Genomic DNA, 21779 nt, shown 5'->3' on the forward strand with positions numbered 1-21779 from the left:
CGCTCTTACAGGTTTTTTTGCATTTTAGAAAGGGGCAGCGCGAAACTGCCCCCCAATTAACCCGAAAAACCCGAATTTCATTGCGTTTTTACACTGTCATTCTGACAGTTTTTTGAATTCTTTTTGGGCATGTCGTTATCGAAAAACCGGTTTCCACTTTTTTCGCGACATGCCCGAGCCTTACAAGAGCGTGCCTGACAAAATGACCAGCGCGACGCTGAAATAGATCACGAGACCGGTCACATCGACCAGTGTGGCGACGAAAGGCGCCGATGCGCTGGCCGGATCGAATCCGAGCCTTTGCAGGATGAAAGGCAGCATGGAGCCTGTCAGCGAGCCGAAAGTCACGATGCAGACCAGTGCCATACCGACGGTCGCGGCCACCAGAATCCAGTGTTCGCCATAGTCGTAGATGCCAAGCGTCTGCCAGATGGCGATGCGAATGATGCCAATGACGCCGAGGAAGCTGCCAAGGGCCAAGCCCGTTGGCAATTCGCGCAGGGCGACACGCCACCAGTCCTTGAGCTTGATTTCCTGCAAGGCCAGCGCGCGGATAATCAGCGACGTCGCCTGAGAGCCGGAGTTACCGCCCGATGACATGATGAGCGGGATGAACAGCGTCAGCACCAGAGCCTTTTCAAGCTCCAGCTCGAAATGCTGCATCGCGCTCGCGGTCAGCATTTCGCCGAGGAAAAGGATACCGAGCCAGCCCGCACGCTTCTTCAGCATCTCGCCGAAGCCGATGCGCATATAGGGCTTGTCGAGCGCCTCCATACCGCCAAAACGGTAAGCGTCCTCGCTTGCCTCTTCCGTCATGGCGTCGAGCACGTCATCAACGGTCACAATGCCGATGATGTGACGGCTTTCGTCCACCACAGGTACGGCCAGAAGGTCGTGCTTGCGGAACAGGCGCGCCACTTCCTCACGACTTGCGAGAGGCGAAATGGTGATCGGCTCTTCGTCGCGGGCGATAGACAGAATCGGCTCGTCTGGCTGGCGGATGATGAGGCGGCGCAAGCTGACCACACCCAACAGAACACGGCTGGCCGGATCAACCACGTAGATTGCATAAACCGTCTCACGCGTGCGTTCGACCTTGCGGATATATTCCAGCGTCTGGCCAACATTCCAGTTGGAAGGCACGGCGATGAATTCGATGGTCATGAGCGAGCCCGCCGTATTCGGCGGATAGCCCATCAATTTCTTCAGCGCGACCTTGGTTTCAGGCGCGAGAATGGGAAACAGGCGTGCGCGGTCGTCGTCTTCCAGTTCCTGAAAAACGTCGGTTGCACGGTCCGCCGACATACCATCGAGCAGGAGACTCGCGAGGCCGGGCGGCAGGGTAGCGATGATTTCGGTAGCACGGTGAAGTTCCGGCTGGTCGAGCAGACGGATGGCATCTTCGTGCGAAAGCTGTGCGATGACGGCGACTGCATCATCGGCATCGAGTTCGTTAACGAGTTCCACTGCGTCGCCGGTACGCATGTCCGCAATGCGGCTTGCGATGGCAGCAGCAGGAAGGTCGGCAACATTGAGTACTTCCGGGAAGAAGTTGTTGTCGGTCATGGGCTTGCCTTTCTGTCGATCCGCCGTCAAAGGCAGACCGTGCAAGCCGACCGCAAGCGATCAGATCACGAACTGCCTTGACGGCTGAAACAATCGACTGTGACTGTCGCTGGGCATAAGAGAATAAAACTCCGGTTGAAAATGCTGCCGCAGAAATTCGGCTGCGAGCGTGATTTGCGCTGGGTCGCCAATAAAGTCAAGCCCTGCAAGACGATGTCGAACGCTTTTTCCAAGCTCCTGCCCCGGCAGCGAGACGCCCGCGATGTGGAAACCGTGAAAGCGGCCTTCCAGCCCTTGCCCCTCTGCTGCTTAACTCCTAAGTCTGATCCATATCGAATTCATCTGAACCGGAGTCTCATCATGTCCGACAAGACCGCTTACAATCGCGCCCTGACTGAATGGAGCGGACCGCTGGGCCTGCCGGATTTCACCGCTTTCAAGGATGACGATTTCGCGTCTGCATTCGATGCCGCGTTGGCTGCGGACCTCGCAGAAGTGGAAGTCATCGCGAAGGCGACCGATGAAGCGACCATCGATAATACGCTGAAAGCTCTGCAACTGACCGGCAAGGCGCTCGACCGCGTTTCATCGATTTTCTGGATGCGCGCTGGTGCGCATAGCAACGACACGATCCAGGCGCTCGAACGCGAGATCGCGCCGAAAATGTCACGTCATTATTCGTGCATCATGATGGACCCGGCGCTTTTCGCCCGCATCGACGCGCTCTATGAAAATCGCGATATGCTGGACCTCGACACCGAGACCAAACACGTTCTTGAAAAGACATGGAAAGGTTTTGTCCGCTCCGGTGCGAAGCTCGATGAGGCGGGCAAGACGGAGCTTGCAGGCATCAATGAAAAGCTTGCCGGACTTGGCGCGCACTTTGGTCAGAATGTGCTGAAGGATGAATCAAGCTGGGCCCTGTTCATCACCGATGAAGCCGACCTCGCCGGGCTGCCGGATTTCCTGAAGAACGCCATGCAAAGTGCCGCCGCTGAACGCGGCAAACCAGATGCCTGGGCGGTTACGCTATCGCGCTCGATTGTCGAGCCATTCCTTTCCTTCTCCGAAAACCGTGAATTGCGCGAACAGGCGTTCAATGCCTGGGCGAAGCGCGGCGAGAATGGCGGCGAAAGCGACAATCGTGACATCGTGCGCGAAATGGTGGAACTGCGCGAGCGCAAGGCACATCTGCTCGGTTACGCCAACTTTGCCGCCTACAAGCTCGACGACACCATGGCCAAGACTCCGAAAGCGGTTATGGACCTGCTGGAACCTGTCTGGGACAAGGCACGCGCCAAGGCCCATGAAGAAGAAGTCGAACTGGAGCGCCTGATCGCAGCCGATGGCGGCAATCACAAGGTTGCGCCATGGGATTGGCGCTTCTATGCCGAAAAGCTGCGTGCCGAACGCTTCGCCTTCGATGAGGCGGAACTGAAGCCTTATCTTCAGCTCGAAAAGATCATCGAAGCCGCTTTTGACGTGGCAGGCCGCCTGTTCGGCATCCGCTTCGAGGAAAAGAAGGGCATCGCTGCGTGGCATCCGGATGTGCGGGTGTTTCAGGTGTTCAATGCGGATGGCAGCGAACGCGGCCTTTTCCTCGGTGACTATTTCGCCCGCACCTCGAAGCGTTCGGGTGCGTGGATGAGCTCCCTGCAATCAAGCCACAAGCTCGATGGCGGACAGAAGCCAATCATCTACAATGTGATGAATTTTGCAAAACCAAAGGCAGGTGAACCTGCCCTGCTCTCGCTTGACGATGCGCGCACGCTGTTCCACGAGTTCGGCCATGCGCTGCACGGGCTTCTGTCGGATGTGACCTGGCCCGCCGTTTCCGGCACTGCCGTTTCGCGCGATTTCGTGGAACTGCCGTCGCAGCTTTACGAACACTGGTTGACCGTCCCGGCCGTTCTCGAGAAATACGCTGTGCATTATCGCACCGGCGAGGCCATGCCGAAGGCGCTCCTCGACAAGGTGCTTGCGGCCCGCACCTTCAATGCAGGCTTCAACACAGTCGAGTTCACCTCATCCGCGCTGGTGGATATGGCGTTCCATACCGGTAAGGAAAAGATCGCTGATCCGCTCGCTTTCGAGGTAAAGACGCTGGAAAAGCTTTCCATGCCGGATGCGATCATAATGCGCCATCGCACGCCGCATTTCACTCACGTCTTCTCCGGTGACGGTTATTCCGCTGGCTACTACTCCTATATGTGGTCGGAAGTGCTGGATGCGGACGCTTTCTCCGCATTCGAGGAGACCGGCGACGCCTTCAATCCTGAACTGGCGGCGAAGTTGAAGCAGCATATCTATGCCGCTGGCGGCAGCCGTGACCCGGAAGAGCTTTACAAGGCATTCCGTGGCAAGATGCCGACGCCGGACGCGATGATTGAAAAGCGCGGCTTGAACTAAAGCCAAAAACAAAAGGCCGGGAAACCGGCCTTTTTTCAACTCTTGTGGGCTAGAATATTCACGAGCCGACCGTACGGGTCACGCGTGTAGAAGCGGCGCACGCCCCATTCCTCATCCGCCGGGCCATATTCAACGGGAAATCCCAACGCGATCGCGCGCTCCAGCACCGTATCGACATCATCGACCTCGATGGAAAGATCGGGCACCGGTGTGCCCGCCCCGCCCTCACTCATGATGCTCACCTGTACCCGTGCCTGCGCATCCGTGGCATAGGTGACGATCCAGCCGAAATCCATCGCCACATCAAGGCCCAGCAAGTCGCCGTAGAAGCGCTTTGCCGCCGCAGGATCGGCGGCTGCAATATTGGCAACGATGCGGCGGACGGCCATCAGTATTCGCCGAGCTTGATGTCCGGCGTGTAATCGACGCCGTCGACTTCCTTCACCACCGGCTGGCCGCAGTGCATGACGCCGGTTGCGGCGTTGAAAGCATAGGTCGGCGAACCATGGAGCAGCCAGCCCTTGTTGAGCGCCGCCGTGACGCGATGACAGAATGCGGAATCATCCGGACCTGTAATCAAACGATATAACTTCATGCTGTTACTTCCTCTGTTATAACTTTACGCCCGTTTTAGCGAGTACACGCTCGGCCATTTCGAGATGCAGACGTTCGACCATCTGCCCGTCCAGCGAGATGACACCCTTGTCGGCATTTTCAGGCCGGGCAAAGATTTCAACGACAGCGCGGGCATGCGCAACTTCGTCCTCGGTCGGTGAGAATGCGCGGTTAGCCGCTTCAATCTGGCCGGGATGAATCAGCGTCTTGCCATCGAACCCCATGGCGGCACCTTGCGCGCATTCCGCCTCGAAACCAACGCTATCCCGAAAATCATTGTAAACACCGTCGAGAACGGTGATCCCGCCAGCGCGCGCTGCAAGAATGATCTGCATCAGCCATGGGACGAGATAGGGCCGCCCCGGTTGCGGACGCACGCCGGTTTCCCGCGCAATATCGTTCGGCCCGACGACGAAACAGGCGAGCCGCACCGCCGAACGATGTCCGAGAACCGCAATCTCGTCGGCATTGAGAATGCCACGCGCGGTTTCGATCATCGCCCAGACACCAACTGCCGGATCGGCATCCCGACGATCAAGCCGGTTGGCCGCGTCGATTATGTCTTGTGGGCGTTCGACCTTGGGCAAAAGGATTGCATCTGCACCCATTTTCGCAGCTGCCGCGACATCATCCTTGCCCCACGGCGTTTCCGCCATATTGACCCGTACAATCCGCTCGAAACCGACCTTCGGATGGCTTGCGAAATGCGCGGCCAGCGCATCGCGCGCCGCGACCTTCGCCTCCGGCGCGACGGAATCCTCCAGATCATAGATCACGCAATCCGCTGACAGGGTCAGAGACTTTTCCAGAGCGCGAGCGTTGGCGGCAGGAACGAAAAGGACAGAACGACGGGGACGAACAATAGTTTTCATACCCCGATTTGTGCACCGAACCATCCTGCAGCGCAAGCGCCGAGAGCGCGAGCAGGCAGGCCCTTGAAATCCTGTATCGACGCGCCTATTTTCCAGCCTTCGGTTGGAATGCACCTGCCGTCCGCAGCCTTTGGCCATGGTAAAGCATCCCTGTTTCACGTTTTTGTTCCGGTGACGGCAGAAACGGCAATGCGGGCACCCGTTCATGAAAACGCCGCTCACAATCAGGAGCGAAAACAATGACCACAGCTATTATCGCTGGGACCAATAACGCTGACTTCAAGCATCAGGCCCGCCGTCTGCGGCAGGCTTTGAGCGAGGAAGGCATCAACATCAGCCACGGCAAGGCACTCGACCTTGTGGCGCGCCAGTCCGGCACACGCGACTGGAATACGCTGGCCGCCAATGACAGCAAGGTGGAGACCGCACCCGTCGAGGGCGGTACCGCGCCTTACCGCGTCGGGCAGCGCATCACCGGCATGTTTCACACCACGCCGTTCGATGCCCGTATCATCGCCGTCGAGGAAACGATCAAGCCTGAACTTTGGCGCATCACGCTTCAGTTCGATCCGGCCATCGATGTGGCGGTTTCGCCGAACCTCTCAATGCGGCGCAGGCGTTATACGATCGTCGTTGGCACAGATGGCAAATCCCGCCGCCTGACCGGCAGCGAGACCGGTGGCGTCGCCCTCAATGTCTGATAATTGCGCAAACTGTATCAACGACGCATGATCCGGAAAACTTGACGCGGTTTCCAGACAGGATTATGCGCATAACCTGACAGTCGAACTATCCGGCGCGCGGACAAGCGCGCCGGATATTTCGCGAAACGGGTCGGGAGTTGCGACCTATTGGGCAGTTTCGGCCTCAAACGTTGACTCTCGGTCAAGCTGATGTAAACCAGTTTGCAAATTGCAAATTCCCAACCGACAGGTTCAGGACATGGATAAGTTCACCAAGCTCACGGGCGTTGCCGCCCCCCTGCCGATCGTCAATATCGATACGGACATGATCATCCCGAAGGATTACCTGAAGACGATCAAGCGCACGGGTCTGAGCAAGGGTCTTTTCGCCGAAATGCGCTTCAACGAAGACGGCACGGAGAACCCGGATTTCGTTCTGAACAAGTCGGGCTATCGCAACGCACAGATTCTCGTTGCAGGCGACAATTTCGGCTGCGGCTCCTCGCGCGAACATGCGCCATGGGCCCTGCTCGATTTCGGCATCCGCTGCGTGATCTCGACCTCGTTTGCCGATATCTTCTACAATAACTGCTTCAAGAACGGCATTCTGCCGATCAAGGTCAGCCAGGAAGATCTGGACAAGCTGATGGACGACGCCTCGCGCGGCGCCAATGCGACGCTCACCGTCGATCTCGAAGCCAAGGAAATTCACGGTCCGGATGGCGGCTCGATTTCCTTTGATGTCGATGATTTCAAGCGCCACTGCCTGCTCAACGGTCTCGACGATATCGGCCTGACCATGGAAAAGGCTGGCAGCATCGACACATTCGAGGCCAAGCGCGCCGAATTGCGTCCCTGGGCATAATGTCGGTATGCACTATATATACTCGGCCAGAATGCTCGGTCGCAGGTTTGGTGGCCTGCACAAGTGAATAGGACACGATTGGCTGGAATGGCCCGAGAAGATCAAAGCGGCGACTGGGCGGGACGTCTCTCGCCCTCGCTGGACGAAATCGAATCCATCGCGATTGAAGCTCTTGCGCATCTGCCGCAGGAGTTTCGTGCGTTGTGCGGCGACATCATCATCCAGATCGCCGACTTTCCTGACGATCAGATCATCGAGGATATGGGGCTGGAAACGCCTTTTGATCTGCTCGGCCTTTTCGAAGGTCGTGGCATCGGCGAACGTTTCAGCTTGCAGACCGGCGAAGGTCCCAACCGCATCACGCTCTACCGCCGTGCGATCCTTGACTATTGGTCCGAACATGAAGAAACGCTGGGCGATATCATCACCCATGTTCTGATCCACGAGATCGGCCATCATTTTGGCTTGTCCGATGACGATATGGAAAATATCGAGGCGCAGGCAGAGTAAAGCCGCACAGCCGAGATGGCTGTCTGAATTTGTCGTTTTCGACAAAACCATCGGCAGTTCTGGCAGTTCTTCCTCGGATTCTGGCACAATCGCATACAGATATTGCATGGAGAGAATGCTATAGATTCTCTTGATGCAACTAATGGTCTGATTCCGACATTTGCATCCTTGGGATATGAGCGCCGAGCAAATGTCGAAATCAAAACGCCCCCTAGTAACCTTATGAATCTAGCGGATTTTTCGAGTTTGACGTTTGAAACGAGATTTATATCGGACGGGTATCAAACGTCAAATTCATTCCACTAGAGTAGCGATATGAGCATTTCCCCCGCCATCTACCAGCTCCTCCTCGTATATGTGACTTACATCATTGCAGCTGGCAGCCCCGGTCCGAGTACGATGCGGATCATGGGCGTAGCCATGGACCAGGGCCGAAAATCAGGACTTGTCTTTGCTGCCGGTGTCGTTACAGGCTCCATTTTTTGGGGCGTGATGGCCGCGACTGGCGTTTCGGCCATCCTCACACGATTTGCCGAAGCTCTGTTCATCCTGAAAATCTTCGGCGGGCTTTATCTGCTTTATCTTGCCTTTCAAGGCCGGACGCGCGGCCATGACATCAGACGAAGCATTGGCTACGCGAGCTTCCAGCAGCAAAGCAATTCTGTCTCATGGTGAGCTTTATCGCCGTGGACTTCTGATGCATCTGTCAAACCCGAAGTCCATCCTGTCCTGGATCGCATTGGTTACGCTGGGACTCGGCACCAACTCTTCATGGCCACATCTGGCAGCGTTTCTGGGTGGCTGCATCGTGCTCAGCATCACCATTTTCTGCGGCTATGCCATCATATTTTCCACTATGCCAATGGTGCGCCTCTATCGTCGTGCGCGTCGCTGGATCGAAGGCGTCCTCGCGGCTGTCTTCGGCCTTGCCGGTATCCGCCTGCTTCTGTCGCGCTAACCTGATTGAGAAAGAGCACCATGAAATTCTTCAAAGGTCTTTCAGCCTTTCCGCTGACACCAAACGACACCGATGGCAAACTCATTGAGGATACGCTCTGCGTTTTTCTTGAGCGCATTCACGAGGCGGGAGCGGATTCTATCGGTCTTCTGGGAAGTACTGGCGGCTATGTCTTTCTCACGCGGGAACAGCGGTTGCATACGATCAATACCGCCGTCAGATTTATCGGCGGCAGAACACCGATCATCGTCGGCGTCGGCGCGTTGCGGACGGATGATGCGCAGGCGCTGGCCCGGGACGCAGCAGATGCCGGTGCAGACGGGCTGTTGCTGGCGCCTGTTTCCTATACGCCGCTGACGCAAGACGAGGTTTTCCAGCACTTCAAGACCGTTGCCGAGACGACCGATCTTCCCCTTTGCATCTACAATAATCCCGGCACGACAAAGTTCATCTTCAACGACGAACTGATTGCACGGCTTGCCAGTGTGAAGAATATCAGCGCGATCAAGATGCCTCTGCCCGCAAATGGCGATTACGAAGGCGCAATGTCAAAGCTGCGTACCGAAACTCCGCCAAGCTTCGCGATCGGATATAGCGGTGACTGGGGTGCTGCGGATGCACTGCTGGCTGGTGCCGATGCCTGGTACAGCGTGGTTGCAGGACTTCTTCCCGACCCCGCTCTGGCGTTGACGCGCGCTGCGCAAAGCGGAAACAATACTGAGGCAGAACGCATAAATGCAGCTTTCACACCGCTTTGGGACCTGTTCAAAACCCACAGCAGTTTCCGCGTCATGTATGTCATTGCCGACCTTCTCGGTCTCGCGAAAATCGAGCCACCACGTCCGATCCTGCCGTTGGGAACCGAAGCATACGGGCAGGTTGAGGCTGCACTTGAGCACCTGAGGGAAATAGAGAACTGACTTAAAGCGCCGCATCCTCACTCAAGAATTTGATCGCCATAAGCGCGGCACAACGACTGAGCAAGATGTCTCGTTCGACTGTAAGGTCCGCAGCAAAACGATCAGCAAGTCGACGATACGAGGCGTCTATAGTCGGATTTATAAGGTAGCGCTCCTCCATTTGCTCGCAAGTGGAGCGAAGCTCACGAATATCCGGCATTATAGTCATCGTATGGCTTCCTACTAAAATTCGGAAGATATTATAAAACAAAGGCGCCCTCATCGGGCGCCTTTTGCATTTCTTTGTTAAGCGACGCTCAGACGAACATCGATATTGCCGCGTGTTGCATGCGAGTACGGGCAGACGATATGCGCAGCCTGAACCAGTTCTTCGGCCTTCGCCTTGTCCACGCCCGGAAGTGCCACTTGCAGCTCCACATCAAGCCCGAAGCCAGTGCCATCTTCACGCGGACCAATGCCGACCGTCGCAGTCACGGTGCCGTCTGCGGAAATGGCAACTTTCTCCTTGGCGGCAACGAATTTCAACGCGCCCAGGAAGCAGGCCGCATAGCCAGAAGCGAAAAGCTGCTCAGGATTGGTGCCTTCGCCACCCGAACCGCCGAGTTCCTTCGGCGTATCGAGAACGACACTGAGCCGTCCGTCTGTGGTCTTGGCGCTGCCGGTGCGGCCGCCGGTTGCTGTGGATTGGGTTGTGTACAGAATTGGCATTTGGGCTTCTCCTTTGGTTTGTCTCCGCAGCCAAACTTGCAGATAATTAAATTGTGCACAATCTAATTTTGCAAAATTTAATTTCACAATTAAGTGACGCGCAATCCAATTGCGCATGATGTATATATTTGCCAAGGAGTTATCACTATGAAGCGCGACGATCAGGATTCCAATCTCGGTCTTTCCAACATGGTCTGCTTTGCGATCTACTCGACCGCGAATGCGCTGACGCGCGCCTACCAGCCAATTCTGAGCAAGCTTGATCTGACCTATCCGCAGTTTCTGGTGATGATAGTGCTCTGGGAACAAGACGACCGGACGGTCTCTGAGATCGGCGCAAAGCTCAATCTCGATTCAGGAACCCTGACCCCGCTGCTGAAACGTCTTGAAGCCGCCGGACGCATTACGCGGCGGCGCGACCCGCAGGACGAGCGACAGGTCCGCATCACATTGACTGAAGAAGGACAGGCACTGCGCAGGGAAGCCGAGAGCATTCCTGAACAGGTGTTCTGCGCGCTTGGTCAACCCATCGATGAGTTGCAGGATTTGCGCACAAGGTTGCTCGATATACGCGGCAATCTCGCGGAGAGCATTTCCCGCTAACAAAAAAGCGCCGGGTGACCGGCGCTTTTTAATATCAGTACTGAGTACAGTAGATCAGGCAGCAAGCGCCTTTGGCTTGATAAGGCCGCGCGCGACCAGCAATTCAGCGATCTGGATCGTGTTGAGAGCAGCGCCCTTGCGCAGATTGTCGGAAACAACCCACAGAGCCAGACCGTTCTCGACGGTGATGTCTTCACGGATACGGCTGATATAAGTCGCATCTTCGCCAGCGGATTCGTAAGGCGTGATGTAGCCACCGTTCTCATGCTTGTCGACAACCTGGCAGCCTGGAGCTTCACGCAGAATCTCGCGTGCTTCTTCCGGCGTGATCGGGTTTTCGAACTCGATATTGACCGCTTCGGAGTGACCGATAAAGACCGGAACGCGAACGGCCGTCGCCGTCAGCTTGATCTTCGGATCGAGCATCTTCTTGGTTTCGGCCACCATCTTCCATTCTTCCTTGGTGTAGCCGTCTTCCATGAAGACATCGATATGCGGGATCACGTTGAACGCGATGCGCTTGGTGAACTTCTTCGCAGAGACAGGGTCGGCGACGAAAACAGCGCGCGACTGTTCGAACAGCTCATCCATACCTTCCTTGCCTGCACCCGAAACCGACTGATAGGTCGAGACGACGACGCGCTTGATCTTGGCAACATCGTGCAAAGGCTTCAGAGCCACGACGAGCTGAGCCGTCGAGCAGTTCGGATTGGCAATGATGTTCTTCTTGCGGAAGCCTTCGACTGCATCCGGGTTCACTTCCGGCACGATCAGCGGCACTTCCGAGTCATAACGCCAGGCCGAGGAATTATCGATGACGACGCAGCCCTGCTTGCCGATCTTCGGCGACCATTCCTTGGAAATCTCGCCACCAGCAGACATCAGGCAGATGTCCGTATCGGAGAAATCATACGTGTCGAGCGCCTTGACCTTCAGCGTCCGGTCGCCATAGGACACTTCCGTGCCCTGGCTGCGGCGCGATGCAAGCGCTACAACTTCGTCAGCCGGAAAGCCGCGTTCTTCGAGGATATTGAGCATTTCGCGCCCGACATTTCCGGTGGCGCCGACAACTGCAACCTTGAAACCCATTTTTTGTCTCCTGTCCCTCTCCGCTTCCAGATTCGGAACCCCGCAGGCCACGCGGGACTTCCGCCCCCGGGCCAGACCCGGGGAGAGGGCGAGCAGGCCAAGGGAATCAGACCGTTTTCGTGGTCGTTTTAGTAATGGCCGTGAGTGTTTTGGAAATCGAAGGCATGCGCGCTGCCCCGGCAAAAATGCCGGCAGTTCCAAGCGAAACTGACGCTACGTTGACGCGATCCACGCGGGTTCTCCTTCGTTCGCCACTGCTTTTACGCGGTTTATAGATGGAGTCAATTCTCTACCTCTTCAAGAAGCGCATTTTTTATGGCTCTCGCTCTCTACGACAGTATTTCAAGCTGGCAATTCTGTCTCATACTAAAGACTACTGCACGAATCCCCTTTTTCGGTTCATCATGCAAGTGTGAGGAGAGTGCCCGGACAGTTGAGAGGAACTGTTCCCGGCGCATCAGGCGAACTTCATTTACCCGGTGAAGAAGGATCGTCTTACATTTGCCCGTCAGGGGCTCTGTTTGGGAGGACAGATTAATGGCAGTCTCGTCAAGTGCCGACGTCGGCACGCAGAAAATGACGAGCGAAGAACGCAAGGTGATCTTTGCGTCGTCGCTTGGTACCGTCTTCGAATGGTACGACTTCTATCTTTACGGAACACTCGCAGCCTTCATCGGCGCGGCCTTCTTCAATGAATACCCGGAAGCAACCCGAAACATCTTCGTCCTGCTTGCTTTCGCGGCAGGCTTCCTCGTCCGTCCGTTCGGCGCTCTCGTCTTCGGACGCATCGGCGATCTCGTCGGTCGTAAATACACATTCCTTGTCACCATCGTCATCATGGGCGCGTCCACGTTCCTCGTGGGTATCCTGCCCGGCTCGGCCACGCTCGGCATTTTCGCACCGATCATCCTGATCGCCCTGCGCATGCTGCAGGGTCTCGCACTCGGTGGTGAATATGGCGGCGCTGCAACCTATGTTGCGGAACATGCTCCGAACAACCGTCGCGGCTTCTTCACGTCATGGATCCAGACCACGGCGACACTCGGCCTGTTCCTGTCGCTGCTGGTCATCCTCGGCATTCAGGCCGTGATGAGCAAGGAAGCATTCGCGGCCTGGGGCTGGCGTATTCCATTCCTCGTCTCCATCGTCCTGCTCGGCATTTCCGTCTGGATCCGCATGCAGATGAGCGAGTCGCCCGCATTCAAGCGCATGAAGGAGGAAGGCAAGACCTCCAAGGCTCCGCTTTCCGAAGCATTCGGTCAGTGGAAGAACGCGAAGATCGCACTCATCGCCCTCTTCGGCCTTACCGCCGGTCAGGCCGTGGTGTGGTATTGCGGTCAGTTCTATGCGCTGTTCTTCCTCCAGAACGTTCTGAAGGTCGAAAACCAGTCGGCAAACATCATGGTTGCTATCGCGCTCCTGATCGGCACCGGCGGCTTCGTCTTCTTCGGCTGGCTGTCGGACAAGATCGGTCGCAAGCCGATCATCATGGCAGGCCTTCTGCTCGCTGCCCTGACCTACTTCCCGTTGTTCAAAGCACTAACCGGTGCTGCGAATCCGGCTCTGGCTCAGGCTGAACAGACCATCAAGGCAACTGTTACTGCAGCGCCTGGCGATTGTAACTTCCAGTTCAACGCCACCGGCACGTCGAAGTTCACCACGTCTTGCGATGTGGCGACGAGCTTCCTCGCCAAGAGTTCGGTGCCTTATGAAATCGTCCAGACGGCAGCAGCTGGCACCCCTGCAACCGTTACGATCGGTGACAGCACGATCACGTCCTACGACGCTGTTCAGGCTGGAGCAGATGCTGCAGCCAAGCAGTCGGCACTGTCTCACGACGTGAACCTCGCCCTGCAGAAAGCCGGTTTCCCGCTCGTTCGCGATGCTGCGAAAGTGCCGGACAGCAAGCTTGATGCATTCGTCGCCGCCAATCCGGAACTTCAGCTGAATGCCGAAGCAATCCGTGGTGGAGACAAGGCCATGGTTCCGGCTGCCGATCTGGTAAAGCAGAAGCTTCTGACCCAGACCGAAGCTGACGGCCTTGGCGTCAGCACCGATCAGGCCGTCTACACCATCCCGAATGCCGGCGCATTCAAGATGGTTGCCGACCCTGCACAGGTGAACTGGTTCCTGACAATCGCCATCCTGACTATCCTCGTCATCTATGTGACGATGGTGTACGGCCCGATTGCCGCGATCCTTGTCGAGATGTTCCCGACCCGCATTCGCTATACCGGCATGTCGCTGCCATATCACATCGGCAATGGCTGGTTCGGCGGTCTGCTTCCGGCTGGCGTGTTCGCACTGAGCGCTGCCAAGGGCGACATCTATTACGGCCTCTGGTACCCGATCATCATCGCTTCTATCACCTTCGTGATCGGCATGATCTTCGTCAAGGAAACCAAGGGCGTCGACCTGCATAAGCTCGACTAATCATCGCAGCTGCACAAAGCAAAACGCCGCCCATCGGGCGGCGTTTTCATGTTTCTCCGAGTTTCATCGGCGATACTGCGCTTCAATCTCGATCAGCTTCTGCTTGCGCCACAGACCGCCGCCATAGCCGGTCAGTGACCCGTCCGCGCCGATCACACGATGGCATGGAATGATGATGGCAATCTGGTTCGCCCCATTGGCCCGGGCGACCGCACGCACGGCAAGCGGCTTTTCCATGGCCTGCGCCAGTTCACTGTAACTGCGCGTTTCCCCTGCCCCGATGTTCTGAAGTGCGCGCCACACACCTTGCGTGAATGCGCTGCCATGCAGCACCAGCGGTAAATCGAACCTCGGAGAATTGCCGTCAAAGAAGGCATTCAACTGCTGCTCGACGTGATCATGCGTATCGAAACGACCGATCCCCAGATCACCGCGACAGGTAGCATAAAGCTTCTTCAGTTCCGCAGATAGCGCCTTGCGATCAGCGAATTCGAGAAGATGCAGGCTTCGTGCATCGCAGATCGCAATCATCGTGCCAAGTGGCGTCTTGATCCAGTCGGCGCGCAACAAGCCAACAACCCGCAATTTGCCGGGTGGAAGCCCCAGAATACGTGCAAAGGCACTACGAAAAGCTTCGGGAGATTCAAAACCCGCATCAATCTGGGCATCAATCACGCGCCCACCATCGGCAAGCGCCTGAAACCCATGTCGCAGGCGTTCCTGCCGCGCCATTTCCAGAAATGTCATTCCGAAATGACGGCGGAAACTGCGACGGACGGTCGAGACATCAAGCCCCATCCGAGCAACATCCTCTTCGCTCCAGCGCCGCTCCGGATCGGCCTCAAGCGCGTCAAGAAGCTTCTTGACGGAAGGCTCCGCCTCCGCAGCGGGCTGTAGCGGATGGCATCTTTTGCAGGGCCGGAAACCGTCGGCCATGCATTCGGCAACCGATGCGAAGAAGCGGCAGTTTTCCTGTTTCGGTTTCCGCGCCGGACAAGTCAGGCGGCAGAAAATTCCGGTTGAGACAACACCGACATAGGCCCTGCCCTCATAAGCGGCATCGCGGGCGACAAGTGCATCGTAGAGTTTGTTTTGATCTGGGAGCGTGAACAACATGCCGCTATTCTTATGCAGCACAGCATGAATTTACAGCCTCAAATCGGGCACTTATTCAAAAAAGAAAAGCCCGCCATGCGAAGTGCATGGCGGGCTTTCAGCAAGCGGTCTTGTCACGCTTATTGAGCGGAAAGCTTCGAAAACTTGTCGAGGATGGCATCGCCCATTTCGACGGTGCCAATCTTGGTCTTGCCTTCCGACCAGATGTCGGCAGTGCGCAGACCATCATCCAGAACCTGTGCGATCGCCGCTTCCAGGCGATCCGCTTCTTCAACGAGGTTGAACGAATAACGCAGGCACATGGCAAGCGAAGCAATCATTGCAATCGGATTGGCAACGCCCTTGCCAGCGATGTCCGGCGCGGAACCGTGTACCGGCTCATAAAGCGCCTTGCGCTTGCCGGTTTTGGAATCAACCGCACCAAGCGAAGCCGACGGCAGCATTCCAAGCGAACCGGTCAGCATTGCGGCAACGTCAGACAGCATGTCGCCGAAAAGATTGTCTGTCACAATAACGTCAAACTGCTTCGGCCAACGCACAAGCTGCATGCCGCCAGCGTCAGCCAGCATATGCTCCAGTTCAACGTCGGCGTGCTTGTCCTTGTGACGCGCGGTAACAACCTGATTCCACAGGACGCCCGACTTCATCACATTGCGCTTTTCCATCGACGTAACCTTGTTGCGGCGCGTGCGCGCCAGCTCGAAGGCGACATCGGCGATGCGCTCAATTTCGTAGGTGTCATAGACCTGCGTATCGATACCGCGCTTCTGGCCATTGCCGAGGTCGATGATTTCCTTCGGTTCACCGAAGTAAACGCCGCCGGTCAGCTCACGCAGGATAAGGATGTCGAGACCCTCGATCACTTCCGGCTTCAGCGACGAAGAATGAGCCAGCGCCGGGTAGCAGATGGCCGGACGCAGATTTGCATAAAGCTGCATGTCCTTGCGCAGACGCAGAAGACCGGCTTCCGGGCGGACTTCATAAGGCACGCTATCCCACTTCGGACCGCCGACAGCGCCGAACAGCGTGGCATCGGCAGCCAGCGCCTTCTCCATATCCGCATCCGAAATCGCCTGACCGTGCGCGTCGTAAGCGCAGCCGCCAACCAGACCTTCTTCGGTTTCAAAGCCGAGATTGAGGCCCGAGTTGAGGAAAGCGATGATCTTGCGGACTTCCGCCATCGCCTCTGGGCCGATGCCGTCGCCGGGCAGGAGAAGGAGTTTTCTGGATGCCATAATGCCAAGCCTCTGTTTTGTTTCGCATATTCGGGAGAATGGGGACCCGTTTCGCCGAGAATATTGCGTTCAAATTCACGACAGTAACGAATGGCATGACGCCGTCCGAAACCATCTTTATCTAGTTCCGCGAGGGTTATAGAGCCCTGTTGTCCGACAAGCAATAATGCGCATGGCTGAAACTTATGAAAAAGATAGAGGCTTATGCAGAAATTATATAACAGCCGATAAAGCAGACACAGTTCGACGTTTCAGAGTTCCCGCAATCTGCAAATCGGCCTGCGGTCACTCCGTCAAACTGCGCGCTTCGGATGGCAGCATGATCGGGATTCCGCCCCGGACCGGATAGGCAAGCTTTGCCTTGCGCGAGATCAACTCGCCATGTTCCGCATCATATTCCAACGGCCCTTTGGTAAGCGGGCATACCAGAAGTTCCAGCAGACGTACGTCGATATTGCCGGTTTGCGTCTTGTCGTCCATTGTCTTATTCCCGAAGTTTATTGCAGCCGCGATCCGAAATCGTCGTCCTTTACTCTGGCCAATACCATCTCGGTAATGGCAATCAAAGTTGCTGCACGCGTCTTCAAATCGGGCGCTTCCAGAAGGGCCTGTTTTTCTGCAGGGCCAAAAGGCGACATGATGGAGAGCGCATTGACGAGGGTTTCATTGTTTGCCCGTGCAATACTGTCCCAGTCGGCTTCCAGATTATGCGCTTCAAGATAATCGCGGAAAGCACCCAGCAAAGCATCCCGGTCGATTTCCGACGAATCCCGCGCCTCCTCCAGATCGGCCAGAAACGGCATGATCCGGCATTGCCGGTAAGGCTGACGGCAATGCATTTCTTCACGCACGCGAAATCGGCAGATACCCTGCAGGGTAATCAGCAGGCGACCGTCGCCCGTTTCGGCAAAGGTCGTGATACGGCCAAGACAGCCGACATTACTCAATTGCGGACGGAGGCTTTCATCAAGCTCATCGATCATTTCGTCATCGTCGCCATCGATTTTCGGCTGGATCATGCCGATGATGCGCTTGCCCGCCAGGGCATTTTCGATCATCGCCAGATAGCGCGGTTCGAAAATATTGAGCGGAAGCTGGCCACCGGGCAGAAGCAGCGCCCCTTTCAACGGGAAAACCGGCACGGTCTCGGGTATATCGGCGCCCGTTCTGTAACGGGCATTGCCCACCTGCATTACAACCTCCTCAAAAGCATATCGCTTTTTATCGTACTCTTACGACACGCTTTAAGCTTTTGTTTTCATGCATGTCTTTACCCCAAAACCGGTTCCCACTTTTGGGAGACATGCATTAGGACTCACGAAACATGCGCCCTAACAGTTGGAATCCGCATGGCGCACAAAGCACAATTTGCCCGCCATGCTCCCGACCGCTCGCGATCAGGAGAACAGAAGCGACGACAGCTTGCGCCGTGCACCGAGCGTCGCCGGATCGGCATTGCCCCATGCCTCGAAAAACTGGAGCAGCTGCTTGCGTGCGCCGTCTTCATTCCATTCGCGGTCGGACTTCATGATGACAAGCAGCTCATTGGCCGCATCTTCACGCCGCCCCTGTGCATTACGCACCTGCGCAAGATCAAACCGGGCCTGATAATCCTTCGGATCAGCCTGAATTCGCTTCTCAAGCGCAATCGGATCACCGATGAGCTTGACCTGATCAGCCAGCGCAAGGCGCGCTTCCAGCGCTCGAACGACAGGCGCATTCTGTTTGTCAGCCGGAAGCTGGGCCAGAATTTCCCGCGCCTTTTCAGCATCGCCGGATTCCAGAAGGCAGGTCGCAAGACCGACAATCGCATCGACATTATCTGGAACGGCATGAAGGATGGACGAGAAAATCTCCGACGCCTGAACGAAATCACCGGCTTCGATCAGCTCATTCGCGGCCGTGATGGCTTCGGCAAGCGCCGCTTCCGCGTCGCTCGGCCCACCGATCTTGGCGATGAATTCCTTCACCTTCGATTCTGGGACGGCCCCCATGAAACCATCGACCGGCTGGCCATTGACGAAAGCAATGACCGCCGGAATGGACTGAATACCAAGCTGACCGGCGATGGCCGGATGATCGTCGATATTCATCTTGACCAGTTTGACGGCGCCACCAGCGTCCCGCACGGCCTTTTCAATGATCGGTGTCAGCTGCTTGCAAGGTCCGCACCATGGCGCCCAGAAATCCACCAGCACGGGCTGATTGCGGGATTCGGTAATTACATCCGCCTGGAAACCTGCCGTCGTCGTGTCCTTGACGAGATCAGTTCCTCCGGCAGCGGCTGGTGCCGAACCGAAAGAAACATTTGCCGTCATCTGGCCACCTGCACCGGCATAAGGATTGTTCTGGCTGGTCATAAGAAATTCCTTCGTATTTTCCGACCGATGCGACGGTCCGCATACAAGCCGGTGTCGTTCTTTCAGTTCGTATCTTCAAAAGCCAATTTCAAGACGGTCGATTCAGCAAGTTGCGCTGTAACTTAGCGCTCCCGCCTCTCACTTCAATTGCCAATTGCCGTGTGCAAGAAAGCCGCCCGTTTTGAAAATCAGTTTATACCGAAGTGTCCGCTTTCGCACCTTCGGAAACGGCGAGAATGCGCGGTTCATGTCCGGTGGAAGTGAGGAAAGCGACGAGGTCTTCGCGCTTGATGGAAGTCGTGGCTTCGTTGGTCAGCGGATGGCCGTTGATGACGTCATATTTCATCAGATCGGCATCAAGAATGACCTGCACATTATGTGCTGTATCGTTGACCGCGCCAAACACCGTAACTGCACCCGGAATCACACCCAGGTATTCCAGCAGCTTTTCCGGCTTGCCGAACGAAACGCGGCTTGCCGCACCAATCAGCTGATGGATCGACTTCAGATCGACCACCGCGTCCTCCTCGACTGTCACGAGAAAGAAATTGTCTTTCTTGTCCTTCAGGAAGAGATTTTTCGTATGGCCGCCCGGGATTTCACCACGCAGGCTTTGGGAATCCGCGACCGTGAACAAGGGAGGATGTTCGACAGTTTTCACTTCGATACCGAGTTTCTGAAGATAATCGTGAAGTTCGCTCGGCGACAAAGGCATGATTCCACCCCATTCTGTTCGGCATTGAATATGTTGAGCATGTCATCACGCTCCTCACGCTTCGACGACTTGCAACAGCGCTTATAGACCATGGATAGAGGCTTAGAAACCATGCAAAGCAAATTGGATTGTTCGCACAAAACGCACCGGCCTCGCTCACGCCTCTGACAGCCGATTCCATTATCCGTGGAGGCTCATTTTTCTTGCTTTGACGAGAAAACGCAGCAGAGAATATGACGCGCATTCTGGAAAGCATAATATTTACAAATACTTATCAATTAACCGGCAGCTAATTTCGTTGAAACGACATTTTCCTGTAATTTCCCTGTTGCAATCTCCGGGGCGTTAGTTCATATAGCGCCTGCCTGACGGAAACGACTGGCGCGAGCGGGTGTAGCTCAGGGGTAGAGCACAACCTTGCCAAGGTTGGGGTCGAGGGTTCGAATCCCTTCGCCCGCTCCAGTTTTCCGATCAGATAAGCAACAAAATCCCGGCTTTGTCCGGGATTTTTGCTTTTAAGGCGTATTTTGCGTCAGCTAAGTTCCACGGTTTGCCAGTGCGGATTACCGCAGGATCACGAGTTCAGCCGACTTGGAACCAATCGCCCGCTGAACCCTTAACTTGCTAAAAGTGCAGCGTGTCAGGTCACCACGTTTTCTTCGTAAGTCTTTTTCACCCCCGGCACACAAAGGCAGGCTGGCACGATCAGAACGGCGATAAGCATCATCGCTACAAAAGTTGCGTGCAGGCCATATTGAAGCGCCAGCCGAAGCTCCTGCTGATCAATCAACATCTCCGCGCCATTCAACAGGTCCCGAAGTTGGTCTGACGTAATCGCTTCGCCATGATTGGCGTTGGCAAGACCATAGGTCAGCACCGCACCAAGAATGGCTGCTCCGAGCGTACTGCCCAAATTGCGCGAGAAGACGTTCGATGCCGTGGCGCTGCCGCGCTCCGACCAACTCACACTATCCTGTGTCAGGATGAGTGCCCCAATGTTGAGCAGCCCCATGCCGAAACCCATGATCAGAGAACCGGTTCCAGCCAGTGTGGCTGAACTTGATGGAGTCAGCATGACAAGCAGGGAGGTGCCAATCGGAATGCAGATGCTTCCGGCGATCATGATCGGGCGTAATCCGAACCGCGTGAACTGCCGTGATGCGATCGTGGCACCACACGGCCAGCCCAGCAACAGCATAGTCAGGGCAAAGCCCGCGACCACAGGAGAACGGTCGAGAACTGTCTGTACATACATCGGCAGGAATGTCGTCAGCCCCATGATCGACATACTGGCCAGAAAAACCGCCAGATTGGAGAAAGCGATAGGACGTTTCAGCCACAGGTCCGGTGCGACCATAGGCTCCTTCGTGCGACGTTCCTGCCAGATGAAGGCAATCAGCGAAAGAGCAAAGAGAATGAACGCCAGAATTCCCTCGAGCGAAACCGCGCTCTCCATCAGGGTGAGCGCAATCATCAGGGAGGAGATGGAGACGGCGAAAAGTGCTGCGCCGAGCACATCGATCGATACCGGCTTTGTCCGCTTCTCCTCATGAAGAAAGAGAAGAAACCCCGACGCCGCCAGAATACCGACCGGCACATTAATCCAGAATACCCAGGCCCAGCTCAAATTGTGAATGATGAGACTGCCAAGCAACGGACCGACAACGGCTGACAATGCCCAGACGCTGGCAAGATATCCCTGAACCTTGCTGCGCTGCGCTCCGGGGAAAAGATCGGCCACCACGGTCATGGCCGCAGGCTGGATTGCCCCCGCCCCGACGCCCTGCAACAGCCGGAAGACAATCATCGAAGGCATCGACCACGCGAAACCGGCCAGCACCGAAGCCGTCAGGAACAGTGCAATACCAAAAACAAGCACCGGCTTGCGCCCGTAAATGTCGGCCAGTTTGCCAAACACGACTGTCGTTGCTGTCTGTGTCAAAAGAAATGACGAGAAAACCCAGGAGTAGAGATTGAGCTGGCCCAGCTGCGCCGCGATCTGCGGCATTGCCGTCGACACAATCGTTGCCTCGACGGCGATCATGGCCATGCTTGCCATAATCGCGGCAACTACAAGCCCGCGATGAGAATGTTTTTCTGTCATGGATTGCCTTCAGACCAG

The 21779-nt window shown here is 56.1% G+C and carries 20 protein-coding genes, 1 tRNA gene and 1 pseudogene; 9 read left to right on the plus strand and 13 right to left on the minus strand.

Going from position 1 to position 21779, the window contains the following annotated elements:
* Nucleotides 1–180: 180 nt before the first annotated feature.
* Nucleotides 181–1566 carry a magnesium transporter gene (gene mgtE, locus ABDF71_RS16215; RefSeq protein ID WP_010658501.1) on the minus strand — a complete coding sequence of 462 codons (1386 nt, stop codon included), beginning with the start codon at nucleotides 1564–1566 and terminating at the stop codon, nucleotides 181–183.
* Between the two features lie 360 nt (nucleotides 1567–1926).
* On the opposite strand from mgtE, the gene ABDF71_RS16220 reads away from it, so the two are divergent.
* On the plus strand, nucleotides 1927–3975 hold the full coding sequence (locus tag ABDF71_RS16220) for a M3 family metallopeptidase (RefSeq protein WP_500061683.1): 2049 nt from the start codon (nucleotides 1927–1929) through the stop codon (nucleotides 3973–3975).
* Between the two features lie 35 nt (nucleotides 3976–4010).
* Here ABDF71_RS16220 and ABDF71_RS16225 read toward each other — a convergent pair whose 3' ends face one another.
* Genes ABDF71_RS16225 through ABDF71_RS16235 form a run of 3 tightly spaced genes read right to left on the minus strand, consistent with a single transcriptional unit; the run spans nucleotide 4011 to nucleotide 5462 of the window.
* Nucleotides 4011–4364 (minus strand): VOC family protein, encoded by a 354-nt coding sequence (locus ABDF71_RS16225; protein WP_010658499.1) that lies wholly within the window; start codon nucleotides 4362–4364, stop codon nucleotides 4011–4013.
* Nucleotides 4364–4570, minus strand: a complete 207-nt coding sequence (locus tag ABDF71_RS16230) for a DUF1737 domain-containing protein (protein ID WP_500061684.1) — start codon at nucleotides 4568–4570, stop codon at nucleotides 4364–4366. The genes ABDF71_RS16225 and ABDF71_RS16230 overlap by 1 nt, the downstream gene beginning before the upstream one ends.
* 16 nt (nucleotides 4571–4586) lie before the next feature.
* Nucleotides 4587–5462, minus strand: coding sequence for an HpcH/HpaI aldolase/citrate lyase family protein (locus tag ABDF71_RS16235; RefSeq protein ID WP_258124414.1), 876 nt, complete (start codon nucleotides 5460–5462; stop codon nucleotides 4587–4589).
* A 239-nt stretch (nucleotides 5463–5701) separates the two neighbouring features.
* Between ABDF71_RS16235 and ABDF71_RS16240 the strand changes: the two genes are divergently transcribed.
* The 5 genes and pseudogenes from ABDF71_RS16240 to ABDF71_RS16260 all read left to right on the plus strand — a co-directional run bounded on the left by ABDF71_RS16240 (nucleotide 5702) and on the right by ABDF71_RS16260 (nucleotide 9398).
* Nucleotides 5702–6163: a glyoxalase superfamily protein gene (locus ABDF71_RS16240; protein WP_029927807.1), complete on the plus strand. Its 462-nt coding sequence runs from the start codon at nucleotides 5702–5704 to the stop codon at nucleotides 6161–6163.
* A 241-nt stretch (nucleotides 6164–6404) separates the two neighbouring features.
* Nucleotides 6405–7010, plus strand: coding sequence for a 3-isopropylmalate dehydratase small subunit (gene leuD / locus ABDF71_RS16245; protein ID WP_029927809.1), 606 nt, complete (start codon nucleotides 6405–6407; stop codon nucleotides 7008–7010).
* An 87-nt stretch (nucleotides 7011–7097) separates the two neighbouring features.
* On the plus strand, nucleotides 7098–7520 hold the full coding sequence (locus ABDF71_RS16250) for a metallopeptidase family protein (RefSeq protein ID WP_012092734.1): 423 nt from the start codon (nucleotides 7098–7100) through the stop codon (nucleotides 7518–7520).
* 315 nt (nucleotides 7521–7835) lie between these two features.
* A pseudogene (locus ABDF71_RS16255) lies at nucleotides 7836–8478 on the plus strand (LysE family translocator).
* A 20-nt stretch (nucleotides 8479–8498) separates the two neighbouring features.
* Nucleotides 8499–9398 (plus strand): dihydrodipicolinate synthase family protein, encoded by a 900-nt coding sequence (locus ABDF71_RS16260; protein ID WP_258124415.1) that lies wholly within the window; start codon nucleotides 8499–8501, stop codon nucleotides 9396–9398.
* Nucleotides 9399–9683: 285 nt separating this feature from the next.
* Here ABDF71_RS16260 and ABDF71_RS16265 read toward each other — a convergent pair whose 3' ends face one another.
* Nucleotides 9684–10106, minus strand: a complete 423-nt coding sequence (locus tag ABDF71_RS16265; RefSeq protein ID WP_258124416.1) for an organic hydroperoxide resistance protein — start codon at nucleotides 10104–10106, stop codon at nucleotides 9684–9686.
* 147 nt (nucleotides 10107–10253) lie between these two features.
* On the opposite strand from ABDF71_RS16265, the gene ohrR reads away from it, so the two are divergent.
* Nucleotides 10254–10709, plus strand: coding sequence for a transcriptional regulator OhrR (gene ohrR / locus ABDF71_RS16270; RefSeq protein WP_010658489.1), 456 nt, complete (start codon nucleotides 10254–10256; stop codon nucleotides 10707–10709).
* Between the two features lie 54 nt (nucleotides 10710–10763).
* Here ohrR and ABDF71_RS16275 read toward each other — a convergent pair whose 3' ends face one another.
* Complete coding sequence (locus ABDF71_RS16275; RefSeq protein ID WP_010658488.1) at nucleotides 10764–11798, minus strand: aspartate-semialdehyde dehydrogenase; 1035 nt, start codon at nucleotides 11796–11798, stop codon at nucleotides 10764–10766.
* A 537-nt stretch (nucleotides 11799–12335) separates the two neighbouring features.
* Between ABDF71_RS16275 and ABDF71_RS16280 the strand changes: the two genes are divergently transcribed.
* Nucleotides 12336–14231 (plus strand): MFS transporter, encoded by a 1896-nt coding sequence (locus ABDF71_RS16280; RefSeq protein WP_010658486.1) that lies wholly within the window; start codon nucleotides 12336–12338, stop codon nucleotides 14229–14231.
* A gap of 63 nt (nucleotides 14232–14294) precedes the next feature.
* Here the strand turns inward: ABDF71_RS16280 and ABDF71_RS16285 are convergent, their stop codons facing one another.
* The 6 genes from ABDF71_RS16285 to ABDF71_RS16310 all read right to left on the minus strand — a co-directional run bounded on the left by ABDF71_RS16285 (nucleotide 14295) and on the right by ABDF71_RS16310 (nucleotide 19657).
* The gene (locus ABDF71_RS16285; protein WP_151665309.1) at nucleotides 14295–15347 is read right to left on the minus strand and encodes a bifunctional transcriptional activator/DNA repair enzyme AdaA; all 1053 of its coding nucleotides are present in this window, start codon (nucleotides 15345–15347) and stop codon (nucleotides 14295–14297) included.
* Nucleotides 15348–15466: 119 nt separating this feature from the next.
* On the minus strand, nucleotides 15467–16582 hold the full coding sequence (gene leuB / locus ABDF71_RS16290) for a 3-isopropylmalate dehydrogenase (protein ID WP_010658484.1): 1116 nt from the start codon (nucleotides 16580–16582) through the stop codon (nucleotides 15467–15469).
* Between the two features lie 285 nt (nucleotides 16583–16867).
* Entirely contained in the window at nucleotides 16868–17062 is a 195-nt protein-coding gene (locus ABDF71_RS16295; RefSeq protein ID WP_010658483.1) for a Trm112 family protein, read from the minus strand.
* A 17-nt stretch (nucleotides 17063–17079) separates the two neighbouring features.
* The gene (locus tag ABDF71_RS16300) at nucleotides 17080–17775 is read right to left on the minus strand and encodes an LON peptidase substrate-binding domain-containing protein (RefSeq protein WP_010658482.1); all 696 of its coding nucleotides are present in this window, start codon (nucleotides 17773–17775) and stop codon (nucleotides 17080–17082) included.
* 204 nt (nucleotides 17776–17979) lie between these two features.
* On the minus strand, nucleotides 17980–18942 hold the full coding sequence (gene trxA, locus ABDF71_RS16305) for a thioredoxin (RefSeq protein ID WP_500061685.1): 963 nt from the start codon (nucleotides 18940–18942) through the stop codon (nucleotides 17980–17982).
* A 193-nt stretch (nucleotides 18943–19135) separates the two neighbouring features.
* Complete coding sequence (locus tag ABDF71_RS16310) at nucleotides 19136–19657, minus strand: prolyl-tRNA synthetase associated domain-containing protein (RefSeq protein ID WP_010658480.1); 522 nt, start codon at nucleotides 19655–19657, stop codon at nucleotides 19136–19138.
* Nucleotides 19658–20044: 387 nt separating this feature from the next.
* Between ABDF71_RS16310 and ABDF71_RS16315 the strand changes: the two genes are divergently transcribed.
* Nucleotides 20045–20119: transfer RNA gene (locus tag ABDF71_RS16315), tRNA-Gly, on the plus strand.
* 178 nt (nucleotides 20120–20297) lie between these two features.
* Here the strand turns inward: ABDF71_RS16315 and ABDF71_RS16320 are convergent.
* Entirely contained in the window at nucleotides 20298–21761 is a 1464-nt protein-coding gene (locus ABDF71_RS16320; RefSeq protein WP_258124419.1) for an MDR family MFS transporter, read from the minus strand.
* Nucleotides 21762–21779: the final 18 nt, after the last annotated feature.

This window comes from Ochrobactrum sp. WV_118_8, assembly GCF_039631535.1.
Lineage (GTDB): Bacteria > Pseudomonadota > Alphaproteobacteria > Rhizobiales > Rhizobiaceae > Brucella > Brucella anthropi.